15 protein-coding genes are annotated in these 14,151 nt (G+C 37.6%); 8 read left to right on the forward strand and 7 right to left on the reverse strand.

The window, feature by feature from the left end:
* Positions 1-75: 75 nt before the first annotated feature.
* From VB797_RS12455 to VB797_RS12470, 4 genes are all read right to left on the reverse strand, one after another.
* On the reverse strand, positions 76-1,296 hold the full coding sequence (locus VB797_RS12455; RefSeq protein ID WP_323238003.1) for a pilus assembly protein PilB: 1,221 nt from the start codon (positions 1,294-1,296) through the stop codon (positions 76-78).
* A gap of 166 nt (positions 1,297-1,462) precedes the next feature.
* The gene (locus VB797_RS12460) at positions 1,463-2,635 is read right to left on the reverse strand and encodes a HetZ-related protein 2 (protein ID WP_323238004.1); all 1,173 of its coding nucleotides are present in this window, start codon (positions 2,633-2,635) and stop codon (positions 1,463-1,465) included.
* Positions 2,636-3,533: 898 nt separating this feature from the next.
* Positions 3,534-3,884, reverse strand: coding sequence for a carbon dioxide-concentrating mechanism protein CcmK (locus tag VB797_RS12465; protein ID WP_323238005.1), 351 nt, complete (start codon positions 3,882-3,884; stop codon positions 3,534-3,536).
* 71 nt (positions 3,885-3,955) lie between these two features.
* The gene (locus VB797_RS12470) at positions 3,956-4,267 is read right to left on the reverse strand and encodes a carbon dioxide-concentrating mechanism protein CcmK (RefSeq protein WP_323238006.1); all 312 of its coding nucleotides are present in this window, start codon (positions 4,265-4,267) and stop codon (positions 3,956-3,958) included.
* A 162-nt stretch (positions 4,268-4,429) separates the two neighbouring features.
* On the opposite strand from VB797_RS12470, the gene VB797_RS12475 reads away from it, so the two are divergent.
* Positions 4,430-5,665 (forward strand): LL-diaminopimelate aminotransferase, encoded by a 1,236-nt coding sequence (locus tag VB797_RS12475; RefSeq protein ID WP_323238007.1) that lies wholly within the window; start codon positions 4,430-4,432, stop codon positions 5,663-5,665.
* A gap of 101 nt (positions 5,666-5,766) precedes the next feature.
* Here the strand turns inward: VB797_RS12475 and VB797_RS12480 are convergent, their stop codons facing one another.
* The gene (locus VB797_RS12480) at positions 5,767-6,051 is read right to left on the reverse strand and encodes a type II toxin-antitoxin system mRNA interferase toxin, RelE/StbE family (protein ID WP_323238008.1); all 285 of its coding nucleotides are present in this window, start codon (positions 6,049-6,051) and stop codon (positions 5,767-5,769) included.
* Positions 6,048-6,260: a hypothetical protein gene (locus VB797_RS12485; RefSeq protein ID WP_323238009.1), complete on the reverse strand. Its 213-nt coding sequence runs from the start codon at positions 6,258-6,260 to the stop codon at positions 6,048-6,050. The genes VB797_RS12480 and VB797_RS12485 overlap by 4 nt, the downstream gene beginning before the upstream one ends.
* Before the next feature lie 147 nt (positions 6,261-6,407).
* On the opposite strand from VB797_RS12485, the gene VB797_RS12490 reads away from it, so the two are divergent.
* The 4 genes from VB797_RS12490 (at position 6,408) to VB797_RS12505 (ending at position 7,994) form a co-directional block, all read left to right on the forward strand.
* Positions 6,408-6,863 carry a nucleotidyltransferase domain-containing protein gene (locus VB797_RS12490; RefSeq protein WP_323238010.1) on the forward strand — a complete coding sequence of 152 codons (456 nt, stop codon included), beginning with the start codon at positions 6,408-6,410 and terminating at the stop codon, positions 6,861-6,863.
* A 55-nt stretch (positions 6,864-6,918) separates the two neighbouring features.
* Entirely contained in the window at positions 6,919-7,167 is a 249-nt protein-coding gene (locus VB797_RS12495; protein ID WP_323238011.1) for a hypothetical protein, read from the forward strand.
* A gap of 21 nt (positions 7,168-7,188) precedes the next feature.
* Positions 7,189-7,578: a tautomerase family protein gene (locus tag VB797_RS12500; protein WP_323238012.1), complete on the forward strand. Its 390-nt coding sequence runs from the start codon at positions 7,189-7,191 to the stop codon at positions 7,576-7,578.
* A 194-nt stretch (positions 7,579-7,772) separates the two neighbouring features.
* Positions 7,773-7,994, forward strand: coding sequence for a hypothetical protein (locus VB797_RS12505; protein WP_323238013.1), 222 nt, complete (start codon positions 7,773-7,775; stop codon positions 7,992-7,994).
* Here VB797_RS12505 and VB797_RS12510 read toward each other — a convergent pair.
* Positions 7,986-8,843, reverse strand: coding sequence for a hypothetical protein (locus tag VB797_RS12510; protein ID WP_323238014.1), 858 nt, complete (start codon positions 8,841-8,843; stop codon positions 7,986-7,988). The two genes, VB797_RS12505 and VB797_RS12510, sit on opposite strands and share 9 nt — an antisense overlap.
* Before the next feature lie 613 nt (positions 8,844-9,456).
* Between VB797_RS12510 and VB797_RS12515 the strand changes: the two genes are divergently transcribed.
* The 3 genes from VB797_RS12515 (at position 9,457) to aspS (ending at position 13,218) form a co-directional block, all read left to right on the forward strand.
* Positions 9,457-10,323 (forward strand): zinc metalloprotease HtpX, encoded by an 867-nt coding sequence (locus tag VB797_RS12515; protein WP_323238015.1) that lies wholly within the window; start codon positions 9,457-9,459, stop codon positions 10,321-10,323.
* A 188-nt stretch (positions 10,324-10,511) separates the two neighbouring features.
* Positions 10,512-10,904, forward strand: a complete 393-nt coding sequence (locus VB797_RS12520) for a hypothetical protein (protein WP_323238016.1) — start codon at positions 10,512-10,514, stop codon at positions 10,902-10,904.
* Between the two features lie 526 nt (positions 10,905-11,430).
* Positions 11,431-13,218 carry an aspartate--tRNA ligase gene (gene aspS / locus VB797_RS12525; protein WP_323238017.1) on the forward strand — a complete coding sequence of 596 codons (1,788 nt, stop codon included), beginning with the start codon at positions 11,431-11,433 and terminating at the stop codon, positions 13,216-13,218.
* Positions 13,219-14,151: the final 933 nt, after the last annotated feature.

The raw sequence follows: 14,151 nt of genomic DNA on the forward strand, positions 1-14,151 counted from the left end.
AGGAAAAAGCTTGTAGGTTTCTATTACAACACAGTTACGGACAAATACTCATCAGCGGTTTTACTGACTATTTCTTTACACAGTGGGGATATCTGTAAGTATTCTTAAATGACTATCTAAACTTTCTACCAATTCGTTTAGAGACTTTAAAGCCTCTAATTGCTCAGGATTCAAGTCTCGCGTATTCAGCGATAGTTTTTGCTGTAGTTCGTGTACTTTGTAACTTAGCTGCTGGGAAGCTCCTAAAGCATCGCGACTCAGACGAGTTAGCTGCTGTTGCTGATAAAACTTTAATGCAGCTCCACGCAATACCTGTAAAGTTGCTTCTTCTCCGTACATTCCCGGCATGACTCGCAAACGCAATAACAAATGCTGTTGCTGATATAAACATTCTGTTTCTACTTGTTTTGCTTGCGCTAATGTCGCGATTGGTAAAGAATTCAAGCGTTTTAATTCATTAAGTACACCTTGAAAAGTCGATAGTTGGAGTTCTTCTATTACTGACTGTACGACTCCGTTTAAACTCCACAAGATTCGACCTTGATAGGGCTGTCTTTCTAAATATAAACGACCAATCCCTCCTGCCAGAATTCTTGCTAGCAGTTCTTTAAGCAATTTTTTCGGTCCAAGGGTGGAGAGTATTGCATCAGCAGTGAATGATTCCGGAAGAGGTAATCTTAATGCGGGTAAATTTTGTGCCGATACTACTTCAAAAATACCTACACCAGTATTTTCATCTAAATCTTGGGGATTTAAAGGTGTCGTCGCAGGGGATTTCTTACGCTCTTGAGTCGGAGATATTTCTAAGTCAACTCCCTTGGCAGAATCAAACAAGATTAAAGTATTATCGCCCGGTTGGGATTCCTCTTCTAAATTTTCCATAAATGATGGATTCGTAACCTCAGCTTCATCAGAAGGTAATTTAGATGCTGCCGACAATTTATTCTTATGATTAAGATACTCTGTTAATATGATGCGATGAGTTTCAGCAGATACAGGCTGAGTTTCTACCGTACATTTTAAGTGAGATAATATACCATTTACATAATTTAATGCCGCCGCGTCTGTGGGATTAACGATACCCAACAACAGACTGTTATCTTCTAATTTCAAAGGTAAAACTTGATGATAGAGGCAAGCCTCAAAGCACAGAATACTCTCAATCAGTTGAAATATCTGCTCGTGCTGTTGTTGGTTTAGGTCTGATGATGCATTTAAAGCAACTATAGTCTTAGATGGCTTTTGATTGGCAATTGATGCACTGGTATCAGTAGGTTTGCCTTCGGAAGACAACATAGGTCTAATCGCTCGATGTTTTGCTCCATCGTATTCGCTTCATTGGCGATTTGGCACTATCTTGATGAAGACTTTTCGGTAAATAAAAGTTAAACTATTTACGCAAAATAATCCATAACCTCAGTCCAGACTCTTCTGGGGAGCAGCTAAGTCAGGAAAAAAAGCTTTATTCACTGCGTACAGCTTGAGCCGCTAAATATACTTTTGTCCATTCTCCCATTACCTGATGAGTTTTGCTTTTGAGATTTTGGGCAATCTCTTCTATGGTTTTACCCATTTTCAACATTTCTAAAACTTGCTTTTGTACGGGTGATATTTTCTCTTGCAATTGTTCCCATTGCTTTGGTGTTAAACCTAAGTTATGCTCCCATAAAGAATTTTCTAGCCAGTTACCAACTAACTCCGGCTTGTCTTTAAGTGCGAAAACCCTGACTGCATGGTAGCCAATTTTTTCTCGCAACCGATAAATCTCTTTGATTGGTTTTCCTAACTCTTTGGCGATCGCTTCTTGGGTAAAGCCTTTAAGATACAGTTGCAGCCACTTGGTCGCATCAACTCCTAAATTCTCCTGGAGATATTTCTCGAATTCGCTTTTTACTAACTGACGGTGTAGCTGTTGCTCCTGGGCTTTTTCTTCTTCCAGATAATCTTCGATCGCGTTTTGGTCTACCAAGCTGACTCGACTTTCACCGTCTTCAGCAAATACTTCTTCGGAAACTAACCGTACCAAGTCTTTACCGGGTACTTGAGTTAAACCCCCCCGTTGAGTTCGCTTTAAATAGTTAACAAAGCGATATACCAGTAATGGCTGATTGCGTATCGGTCGCATACAGTATTCTTCTAGGCTGGCAAACACCAAGGCATTTCTCAACCTGCTATCTTGGGTAAATTCCGAAATACAAGCCATCTGAGAAAGCATATACTTGTCGCTTTGCAGTAATTCTTGAAGTATTTCCTGCAACACATCCAATACTTGACGCTGGCGATCGCGACTCAAAGAAATCCAAGTTTGAATTTTGGAACGCAATGTCGTTAAGCTTCCCAAACGAGTAATTAAGTTACGATAAGCACGTTCCCTACCTATCCCCAGGTAGCGTTGACACAAAATTCGATAGCGATATTCCATCGCTTGCTTGGCGATTTTCAATTCTTTGACATCAAGATTCTCAAAGCGTTCTTGATCGCTTCCTATCAGCCACTTAGCTATGCTTTCTCTTGTCGTTTCGCTATGTTGCGAACATTCATCAGCTAATCGATCTCGCCAATATAATGCCAGTTTTTCCGCTTCAGATATCATATTGAGATTGCGCTCCTCAAAACCCTGCTCTAAAGTTTGCATCACAACTCCCTTCGATCGCAATTGGTGTATTTAACTAGTAGTCGCCACATTTGACTTATATATCCAAAACAGTTGATGGCTTCTATTTTTATTACGTTTGTTTTTAGTCAACTTATGCAAAATTTTCCGGCTCTCAACTTAAAAACTAATCGATTAATCAGTAATTCAATCAAGTTTTCAAGGTGTCTTCCTTAATTCTTACTAATGTCAATTTTTGTAAAGGAAATATTTGTCCAGTAAAGTTATTGATATCTATCTAAAGACAGATGTACAAAGTACCAGTTCATATGATTTCGCTGATGGCAGCAGACTATTTTTAACGTAAGAAATAGAATTCACTTTAATTGGGACGTTGCTTTATTTATATTAGTTTCGATTCTCCAATCTAAATTGATACTGTTATTTAATTTAGTATTTATTTTACATTTACTCTACTATTGTCAGAAACCTAATTATGTATATTTATTCATAAATTTAAAACTCTTAAAGCTGCGCTTCTGAGTATTGTTTAAGGTCATTAACATCATAAGAAGTAAAGCCAAAAGCAGAGGAAGTATGGATATATTGTCTATCAACCACAAAATACTAATAGTTAAGACAACATAATGTTTTCCAAAATTAGGTTTCAATATTTCCCGATTTAGAATCCTAAATAAACTTTATTCTTATTATGGAAAATTTTTGAGAAGACGGAAGTACCCATTGGGGTACTTTTGATCGCGCAATTATTTAAAAATAAATCTAGAACTCTTCCTTGTAGGGACTTCCAAAAAATAATTTTAATATCCCGAAGCGTCCGAATATACTGTAGCGAGCTAGAAGCTCGCACTACATGATTAATTAGAACTACTCCCTCAAAGCCGGTAATCTTTAAGACAAAAAACTAATTAAAAATTGATTAACGACGATTAGACCTGCCTACAATCGGATTTTCTACAGAAAGTCGATATTCTTCAACATCTTCAGAATAACCAATTGGTAAAACAGCTTCAACGTTTTCGTGGGGACGAGCAATAATCACCCAAGATTCGAGTGTTCCACCATGACAGCTTTCTGCGGCTTCTATACCAGCAGCCATAGAAGCTTTGACTTCCGAAACGTCGCCGCGAATATTAACTGTAAAGCGAGCGCTACCAACTCGTATATAGCCCACAAGTGTGACTCTACCGGCTTTTACCATTGCATCCGCAGCCGCTAATACGGCAGGAAAACCTTTAGTTTCTAAAGAACCAACTGCCTGTGATGACATTTATTATCTCCTATATTAATTAATAGCTACCGATATATTCTTTATCTTCTCAGAAATCGAACAACTGCGTACTACATACGGAAAGGTTCTGATTTTGAAGTGAAATGGATTGGTAAAATGCTTTCCACATTTTCTGGAGGATTGGGGACAATATAATGACTCATCACTTCACCTCCATGCGATTCTTTTTCAACAGCTTCAAGCCCTTCTGCTACCGCACGTTGGACTTCTGCAACGTGTCCCCTGACTGCGACAAAGAAACGTCCGCTTTCCGATTTATCGTAAAAAACTACTGTAACTGCGGCAGCTTTAACCATTGTGTCTGAGGCTATAAGTATTGCCGGAAAACTTAGTGTTTCGATTACTCCTACTGCCATTGGCATGGCTTTCAAACTCCCAGGTCAACTGATAAGTAAAAATAATTATACGGTGGTTTTGTCCCCGAATAGTCTTTATTTAACTGCTAATTTCTTACTTCTCGCTCCTAACTTTCAACTCCCCCACTTTGCAGTAAGCTGATAAACTATGCACTTATTAACTTAACTATGGCAACCATTAACGACAATTATTTGAAGCTAAAAGCTGGTTACTTATTTCCTGAAATTGCGCGGAGAGTAAAGGCATTTGCTGAAGCTAACCCTGATGCTAAAATCATCAAGTTGGGAATTGGTGACGTTACTGAACCATTACCGCAAGCTTGCCGCACGGCAATGATTAGAGCTACCGAGGAGATGGGAAACCGCGAAACTTTCAAAGGTTACGGCCCCGAACAAGGTTATGCTTGGTTGCGCGAAAAGATTGCCCATCACGATTTCCAAGCCAGAGGATGCGAAATTGATGCGGACGAAATCTTTATTTCTGACGGTTCTAAGTGCGATTCGGGCAATATTCTCGATATTTTTGGTCACAATAACACCATTGCCGTTACCGATCCAGTTTATCCCGTGTACGTTGACACTAACGTTATGGCAGGTAATACCGGGGATGCGAAAAAGAATGGCGAGTACGAAGGTTTAGTATATTTACCAATCACCGCTGAAAATAATTTTACCGCTCAAATCCCTTCTGAGAAAGTCGATTTAATTTACCTTTGTTTTCCTAATAATCCCACCGGAGCGACAGCGAGTAAAGAAGACTTAAAAGCTTGGGTAGATTACGCTAAAGCCAATAATTCAATCATCTTCTTTGATGCAGCTTACGAAGCCTACATTACTGACTCCTCACTTCCCCACTCGATTTATGAAATCGAAGGAGCGAGAGATTGCGCGATCGAATTCCGTTCTTTCTCCAAAAACGCCGGTTTTACCGGAACCCGTTGTGCGTTAACAGTAGTACCCAAAACACTCACAGCAAAAGCTTCTGACGGTTCCGATGTCGAACTATGGAAACTGTGGAATCGTCGTCAATCGACCAAATTTAACGGCGTATCCTACATAGTACAGCGCGGTGCAGAAGCGGTTTATTCTCAAGAAGGACAAGAGCAAATTAAACAGCTTATAAGTTTCTACTTAGAAAACGCCAAAATTATTCGCGATCGCCTTACCGCTGCGGGAATGCAAGTTTACGGAGGAGTTAACGCACCTTACGTATGGGTGAAAACACCGAACGGTCTTAGCAGTTGGGACTTTTTCGATAAATTAGTAAATAGCTGCAACGTAGTAGGTACACCCGGTTCCGGTTTTGGTGCTGCGGGTGAAGGTTATTTTCGTATTTCAGCTTTTAATAGTAGAGAAAATGTCGAAGAAGCAATGAAGCGGATTACTGAGAAATTTAAAGTTTAAAGTTTAAAGTTTGGGATCTTGGTCAGGCATTTTGCCTGACTATAATTATCACAAAAATTTTGGCTAGTTTCGATATAAATAATATTTATTAAGTGTTGTTTTTAATACACTTCGTCATGAGTTCCAATATCAATTAGTAAGATTTCTTCTTCCCCAGAATTTTCATTTTCTACGAAGTTAAATACTATACGACAGTCATACTCAACCGAACAAGCCCAAGCTCCAGATAACTTACCTTTCAATTCATGGGTTTGCAATAAAGGCTCAAATGGGTCATTAGCCAAAAGTGCAAGCCGTTCCTCAATCTGCTCTTTGAGTTCAGGTTGTCGCTTAATTAATCGCTTAAATGCTCTTTTAAAGGAAGATGCAAAAACTAAAGTCTTCACTTATCTAACTCATTCATGATTTCGGCAACTGAGCCACGAAAAACTTGCCCCGAACGGTATTCTACATTTGCTTGAACAATATTTGCAGCAATTTCATCGCGGCGCTTTTCAACAATTCGTCGCTGTACGACTTGAATAAGTGCCTCCTGTTCGTCTAAAGATAATGTTTCTACACTTTCTAAAACCTTATTAAACCTAGAATCTGCCATTATTTCTGCTTCTTTTCCCCAGTTTACATTGCAATTTTAACAATAATTCTAGGAAGTCTCCTTGCAATTCTTAATGATTCTAATTTTGATGATAAAATTTTAACTGTAATTCGTGACTAGTTGAGCAATAAAACTTAATCTCAAAAATTGAACAATTATCTAATCAATACAATTTTAGAAAAAGCCGTAAACTGGGCGGAAACACGTTCGGAAATTTTAGCATTAGCTTTAGTAGGTTCTTATGCGCGAGGTGAAGCAAAACCCGATTCCGATATTGATTTGATGGTAATTACTCCAAATACAGACTTTTTCCGCAGCAATCATCAGTGGATGCATCAAATAAACTGGGAGTCTATTAATTATCAAATTTTAAAGTGGAATGATGCTGAATATGGTGTAGTCTGGTCAAGACATATATATTTAGATAGTTTAACTAAGGATTTAACCCATATAAAAGTTGAAATCAGCTTTGGTTTACCAACATGGGCATCAGTTAATCCTATTGATTCGGGTACATTCAGTGTAGTTAGTCGCGGCTGTAAAATTCTTTACGATTCACAAGGAATTTTAACTAATTTGATGTTTAAAATAGATTATCACTAAACAGCGAACAGTAACCAGTTAGCCAATTCATATTGTTAATTAATAATTGATTAAAATGTCTATTTCAAAAGCTGAAGCAAAGCAACTTCTAGAAAGAATGATTTTTGAAGATACTCATCCTCAAGATTGGGTACAAGATGTTTGGGGATTAAGTCCACTGCTAGGAGATAGTGCTGCTAAAATCTTTGAGGTTTTTGAAGCTTTGATTGAATGTTGTCCGGAAACGCAACTAGAAAATTTACTGCAAAGTTATTATCAACAACAATTAATGGATAATGATTTGCATCCTTCTGATAATAATTGATAATTGATAATTGGTTATATTATGCCCCAAACTAAAATTTATGGTGTTTCTGAATATCTAAATCCGATAAAAAATCAACTTAGTATGGTAATTCACAGTTGTTTTGTTGATGTGCTGCAATATCCCCCGGAAAAACGTTTTCATCGCTTTTTCCCTATGGATAAATCGGATTTTATTTTTCCTTCAGATAAAAGTCAAAGCTATATAATTATTGAAATTAGTATGTTTGAAGGACGCTCGATTGAAGTTAAGAAAAACTTGATTCTGTTGCTTATCAAACGTATTGGTGAAAGATTTCGTATTTCTAATAATGATATTGAAATTACTATTTTTGAAACACCAAGACATAACTGGGGATTGCGTGGTGTTCCCGGTGATGAGTTAGATTTAGCTTACAAAGTTGATTTGTAAACAAGGTCGTAGGAGTTAGGAGCTATATGATTTTAGATTTTAAATTAAAATCTACCCATTCTTAATGCTCAATGTGCAATTATCTATACCTGATTCATGAAAATTTAATGTAGCTTTATGAAATTTTTATATGTTAAATCCTGGGTATATAGTTATTCGCAGAAACAATGATTGTGAAATCTTTAAGTTAATTTATGAATCAGTATCAGTTTTTAGACAAGCGTTTTCAAGAATATAATGTAGCTTTAATGAAAACATTGCAAAATTTAGCTACTCTCTTAGAAGCAGAAAAATGCTGGCATCAAAGTAAACTTCTTAAAACAATGGTTGATGTTTTATCGGAAATCGAAACTAAAAACACCCAGTCGATCGCAGCAATCGAAGAGGATATAAAAACATCGCTATTGTTAGACTAAAACGTTAACGAAATAGTCTATTAAATAATCAAAGTAACCAATGAATTCATCGATCGCTTTATCTGAAACAACAGCGGAAGATTGCCAATCTCTAATATATTTACTTTTAATCAACTCGAATGCTTTTAAATATATTTCTACTGGTGGTTCGTAATGGGTCACTACTCCTTTATAAAGTAAACGGGGTTCGATTTCATTTTCCATGCAGCTACCAATTAATTTAAGGTATTTGCTGATGTTACGACAAAATTCTTCTATATGGGGATGTTCCGGAGCTAACAAATCGAATGCTACTGTCTGTGCTACTTCGATTCGATTTGCTAGTAACCATCTTCCTCCTTCTATACATCCAGCCCTTTGTGATTCTAATTCTGGAAGCGATGTAGTCAACTCTCTTTCGATAGATTCTAAGGAGTAACGAAGTTTGTCTTGTCTTTCTTGAATTTCTTTAAGACTTACTATTCCCACATGAGACAGCTTTTTATCTTCTAATTCTCTTAATAATACTTCTACGGTTGGTTTGATGATTTTCGCGATAAACTCTATCTGTTCGTGAATAACCTCTAAAACCTGATTGCGTAGTTCGTAATTGACGATTTTATCTAAACGATTATTTGTACTTTCTTCCAAAAAATCCAACTGTTGCTGCAAAGAATAAATCATCTTCTCTTGAGAGAATTTTTCCTGTGGTTCAGCTTGATAGAGTTTTCTTTCTAAACCTTCTATTCTTTTCTGCATTCCTCTTAGTCGAGATGTATTCACCCAAGGACTGAGTATAAACTCTGCAAATCCATGCAAAGTTCTGCCAATCCTTGCTAAAACTCCCACACTATTCAACTTTTGAGCCATTCAATTTATCCTTGAAATTTTATACACATGAATAAAATGTATTTACTTGATTTATCCCGACCATAATATGGTGACTGCAACCAGTTCCAACGATAGAGTAGTAATCAAAACACGCTGCTTGATGGTATTATCAATCGCGATTATGCTGTAGTTGTAGAAAATTCTACCGATACTAATTAAAAAGCGCAATCATGCTTACTCACTTAAAATTGCTTTACCTTTCTCACATCTATTCTAGCAATGTAAACGTTTTTAAGGATTTAGCTATACGCAATTTTAGCTATATGCTTTACCATAAAATTACAATTTCTCTATCTACAAAACATTTGTTTTTTATATTTTGATTCTAAAAAATAATCCTAGAGACAGATGCTTCCAGTCACTATTAATGTTATCCAAGAAAAATCTTCTAAAATTAACAGTAAATTTATCAAAAAGCATTAAACATACATCAAAAATTGTTGTCAAAATATTGGTAGGCAAACCCGTACTTAAGTATTAGCGTTTTCTACCCCAAAAATCGTAGTTTAGATAGATACAATCGAAGTATGGCTTAAGTAATGCTGTTATTAATCAGAAATTTAATCATTATTTAGCGTACTTCAGGAGGAATATGGGTAATCAATTAAAAACTGCTGTTTTGCTAGCTGCTTTAAGCGGTCTTTTGATAGCTATTAGCTACTGGGCGATCGGCGGTATTACTGGTTTAATTTTTGGTATCGCGATCGCGGCAGTAACTAACCTTGTATCTTGGTATCAATCGGATAAAATTGCTTTAGCAGCCTATCGAGCGCAACCAGTATCGCCAAACGAAGCGCCGCAACTCTATCGTATAGTTGAAAGACTATCGGCAAAAGCAAACATTCCTACCCCAAGGTTATATATAGTTCCTGGTTCCAACGCTAATGCTTTCGCGACTGGGAGAGACCCTGAAAATGCTGCGGTTGCGGTAACTCAAGGAATTTTAAATATCCTCTCGGAGGAAGAGGTTGAAGGTGTACTTGCTCATGAACTGACCCACATTATTAATCGCGATACACTTACCCAAGCAGTTAGCGCTACCATCGCGGGGGCAATTTCCTTTTTGGCGCAGATGGTAAGTTATAGTTTATGGTTTGGTGGGAATTCGCGGGATGGTAATAGAAATGCGAATCCGTTAGGAATGTTATTCACAATTACCTTAGCCCCTTTAGCTGCAAGCGTAATTCAGTTAGCAATCTCCCGCACCAGAGAATTCTCGGCTGATGCTGGTGCAGCAAAGTTAACGGGTAATCCCCGCGCTCTTGCACGAGCTTTGCAGCGGTTGGAAGCGACAGCAAGACAAATGCCAATGCAAGCAAATCCAGCTTTTGAGCCTTTATTGATTATCAATCCTCTTAGTGGCGAGTTTTTGGGTAACTTATTTAGAACTCATCCGAGTACGGAAGCTAGAGTTGAAGCATTGTTACAGATAGAACAACAATTAGCCGCAACAATTTAATTAACCATCAACGGTAAAGCTTGAAAAAAATAGCAAATGCTAGCTTAAATACAGTAAAGTTAGAACCAATAAAAATTGTATTTTCGTTCTAATTCATGTATTCTCAGCTATTGCAAACCATTATTCAAATTTCAGGCGCTGATAATTCATAATTAATAATTCATAAATCCTTACCTGTATCTAAAATCATGACAGATAATAACGAACAACCCAAAGTAATAGTAGAAGTCAGCCCCCAAACCACCGAAATGGTAGAAAGCCAAATGGTTGGAGAAAGTCAGGATGTTAAAAACGAAACCGCTGCATTGATTGAAGCACTTAAGAGACGCGCTCAAGCAGAAGCACAATCTGCCGGTACTCTAACCCGCGAAACCTACTTAAGTGCGGTACGTCAAGCACGAGAATCAATCGAACAAAACCAGTTGATCGAACGCGCTCGGATTGAAAACGCTTTTGATATGGTGCAAAATGAAGCCACCAAAAACTTTGAATCGATTGTTGCTGAAGTTCAAGAATTTGGCGATCGCCTCCAAGCAGCTGCACAAGCAGCCTGGGATGTCCTAACAGCACCGCGTCCATAGTTTTAGCGTCAAAAAATAATTTTGTCGGGACGTTGCAGTGATGTAGCGTCTTTTTTTTTAAGATGGGGACAAGGAGATGGGATGGGGGGATGGGGAGAGGAGGTAGATAAATATTTTCCATCTTTAACCTTTGACCTTTGACCTTTGACCTTAATTACTCATTGACTCATATAATATTAAGGTTTTCATAAAAACTTGAAAATCCCTGCTCGAATTTTTAGAAGTAATACCTTTCAACTACCTTGCCCTGAAAGGGACGAGGATTGCTAAAAACAAATTTAGCAACGTAAGTGTTGAATAGCCCCGAAGAGACTAATTGCGGTTAAAACTTCCGAATGCTTCTCCAGTTCGGAAATACTTTAAAACCTTTTGTTAGGTTGTCGGGTAAAGCCGAGACATCTGTAATTAGTTGGGCGAGGAGACAATTTACGGGTTTGCTGGTTCCTGGGATTATATCGATTTAAAAACCAGCATTTAAATATAAAACCGTCCTATAAGGACGGGGTTTGAGACCCAAGGAGTTTTGATGAGAAGTTACTATTGCGGCGAAGTGCGTTCATCTAATATCGGAGAAACCGTCACCTTGTATGGGTGGGTAGACCGTCGTCGCGATCATGGGGGTGTGATATTTTTGGATTTGCGCGATCGCACTGGTATTGTGCAAATTGTTAGCGACCCACAACGGACTCCTGATTCTTACGAACAGGCTAATTCGCTACGTTCGGAGTACGTTGTCAAGGTGACGGGTAGAGTCTTGCAACGACCCGAAGAGTCTTTGAATCCTCGTTTACCTACTGGTGAAGTTGAAATCTACGTCGATAATATTGAACTGCTCAATGCAGTGCGATCGCAATTACCTTTCCAAGTTTCTACTGCGGATACGGAACCAGTACGGGAAGATTTACGATTAAAGTATCGTTATTTGGATTTGCGTCGGGAACGTATGGCAGGTAATCTACAGTTACGCCATCAAGTTGTGAAAGCTATCCGTCGCTACCTGGAAGATGAAGAAAACTTTATCGAAATTGAAACTCCCATATTAACTCGTTCGACTCCTGAAGGCGCAAGAGATTTTATTTTACCGAGTCGCGTTAATGCCGGTGAATGGTTCGCTCTACCCCAGTCTCCGCAACTATTCAAGCAAATTCTGATGGTATCGGGTGCCGATCGATATTATCAAATTGCCCGTTGCTTCCGCGATGAAGATTTACGTGCTGACAGACAACCGGAATTTACTCAGTTAGATATGGAAATGAGTTTCATGTCTCTTGAGGAAATTATCGCACTCAATGAAAAGTTAGTCGGTCATATCTTCAAAACTGTTAAAAACATCGATTTACCGCACAACTTTCCGCGTCTTACCTATGCTGAAGCAATGGAACGTTACGGCAGTGATAAACCTGATACACGCTATGGCTTAGAACTAGTTAATGTCTCGGATTTACTCAAAGACTGCGGTTTTAAGGTATTCCGCGAAGCTGTTGCAAAAGGCGGGATTATCAAAATTTTACCGATTCCCGGCGGCGATGTGATATCTAATGTCCGTATCAAACCGGGTGGTGATATTTTTAGAGAAGCTAGCGAAGCCGGTGCTAAAGGTTTAGCCTACATCCGCGTTAAGGAAAATGGCGAAATTGATACCATAGGTGCAATCAAAGATAATTTAAGCGACGAACAAAAACAAGAAATTTTACAGCGTACTAATGCTAAACCAGGACATTTATTGCTGTTTGCTGCTGCGGATTCTAACACCGTTAATAAAACCTTAGATAGAATACGTCAGTTTGTAGCCAAGGAATTCAAATTAATCGAACCGGATAAAATTAATTTACTTTGGATTACAGATTTCCCGATGTTTGAATGGAATACAGACCAAAAACGCTTTGAAGCACTACACCATCCATTCACCGCACCCCATCCTGATGATTTAGAAGACCTAAAAACCGCTCGCGCTCAAGCTTATGACTTAGTGTATAACGGCTTTGAAATTGGTGGTGGTAGCTTGCGGATTTATCAAAGAGAAATTCAAGAACAAGTATTTGAAACAATCGGTTTATCTGCCGATGAAGCATACAATAAATTTGGCTTTCTTTTGGAAGCTTTTGAATACGGTACTCCTCCTCACGGTGGTATTGCCTACGGTTTAGATCGTTTGGTGATGTTATTAGCAGGTGAAGAGTCAATTCGAGATGTAATTGCTTTTCCTAAAACTCAACAAGCAAGTTGTCTGTTAACAGATGCACCTTCAACTGTAGATGCTTCTCAGCTTAAAGAATTGCACGTTACTTCGACTTACAAGCCTAAATCTAAGTAACCTTAGAGGAGAATTGGGATGAGTCCGTTTTCTGCCCTTTTCCCTATCTCCTCATCTCGGTTTATAACTTTTAAATACCTGAATTAGGAAAGCTTACTACGATAAATTGAGGGTTACAATTTCCGTTTTACAAGCGATTATTTTTGCATGGCGAGTACGGTGTGAGCCATATTTTCTGTATCCTAAATATCTAATTAATAAATTATCATAAATGCCTATCTTATTAATAAGAGTGGCTTTTATTGCAGCCTTCATATTTACTGTAATAAATACTGAGCTTTTTAGGAATTGTATCCAGGTACTCATTTTTCGGTTATAGAACGGTCGGTTTTTTCTCTCCAAGTAAGAAAATGTCCAATATTTAGTTTGAGCAATCTAGCAACTACTACACCAAAACAAATCTATCAAAAGTAGTTTTATGAGTCATCCTATAGAGCAGTACATGATTGGGGACTATAAACATAAAAATTTATTTGAAAGAAAATATCAAGATACTGTATAATCACTGATAAGAAAATAAATGTTTTTCTCAATAGCTCGAAAAAATACTTACCATAGCTTTACTCAATAGCTATGAATATAGGCTGTGAAAAGTGTTTTGGCACTCAATATAAAGATATTGTAAAGATAATATCAAGATATTGTGAAGTACTAGATTGAGTTATTATTAGTGTCTTTAAAACGTTGATAAGATTTTATCTCTAAAAAGGATGGTGGAGGTTTTGCATTAAAAATAATTAAGTTTTGACTCTAACTGTATTTTTTGTAAATTTGACATTTAGCTGTAATTTACTTTATATCAACTAATTTCTGTCAGATTTAACAGGCTTGGAGTATAAACTAATTTTAAAAACCGTTCAGGTTGATTTTGCATGATTAAAAAGACTATTGAACAGCTAGTTAAATCAGTTTTTTTGCTGTTAGTCGTATTCA

This window comes from Rivularia sp. UHCC 0363, from assembly GCF_034931125.1.
Lineage (GTDB): Bacteria > Cyanobacteriota > Cyanobacteriia > Cyanobacteriales > Nostocaceae > Rivularia.

What these genes read in the sequence shown, in the direction of transcription:
- VB797_RS12500 (WP_323238012.1), top strand. Translation starts at nt 7,189, where the DNA reads ATGCCCCAAACTAAAATTTATGGTGTTTCTGAATATCTAAATCCGATA.
- VB797_RS12460 (WP_323238004.1), bottom strand. Translation starts at nt 2,635, where the DNA reads ATGCAAACTTTAGAGCAGGGTTTTGAGGAGCGCAATCTCAATATGATA.
- VB797_RS12455 (WP_323238003.1), bottom strand. Translation starts at nt 1,296, where the DNA reads ATGTTGTCTTCCGAAGGCAAACCTACTGATACCAGTGCATCAATTGCC.
- aspS (WP_323238017.1), top strand. Translation starts at nt 11,431, where the DNA reads ATGAGAAGTTACTATTGCGGCGAAGTGCGTTCATCTAATATCGGAGAA.
- VB797_RS12505 (WP_323238013.1), top strand. Translation starts at nt 7,773, where the DNA reads ATGAATCAGTATCAGTTTTTAGACAAGCGTTTTCAAGAATATAATGTA.
- VB797_RS12515 (WP_323238015.1), top strand. Translation starts at nt 9,457, where the DNA reads ATGGGTAATCAATTAAAAACTGCTGTTTTGCTAGCTGCTTTAAGCGGT.
- VB797_RS12510 (WP_323238014.1), bottom strand. Translation starts at nt 8,843, where the DNA reads ATGGCTCAAAAGTTGAATAGTGTGGGAGTTTTAGCAAGGATTGGCAGA.
- VB797_RS12495 (WP_323238011.1), top strand. Translation starts at nt 6,919, where the DNA reads ATGTCTATTTCAAAAGCTGAAGCAAAGCAACTTCTAGAAAGAATGATT.
- VB797_RS12475 (WP_323238007.1), top strand. Translation starts at nt 4,430, where the DNA reads ATGGCAACCATTAACGACAATTATTTGAAGCTAAAAGCTGGTTACTTA.
- VB797_RS12520 (WP_323238016.1), top strand. Translation starts at nt 10,512, where the DNA reads ATGACAGATAATAACGAACAACCCAAAGTAATAGTAGAAGTCAGCCCC.
- VB797_RS12485 (WP_323238009.1), bottom strand. Translation starts at nt 6,260, where the DNA reads ATGGCAGATTCTAGGTTTAATAAGGTTTTAGAAAGTGTAGAAACATTA.
- VB797_RS12470 (WP_323238006.1), bottom strand. Translation starts at nt 4,267, where the DNA reads ATGCCAATGGCAGTAGGAGTAATCGAAACACTAAGTTTTCCGGCAATA.
- VB797_RS12465 (WP_323238005.1), bottom strand. Translation starts at nt 3,884, where the DNA reads ATGTCATCACAGGCAGTTGGTTCTTTAGAAACTAAAGGTTTTCCTGCC.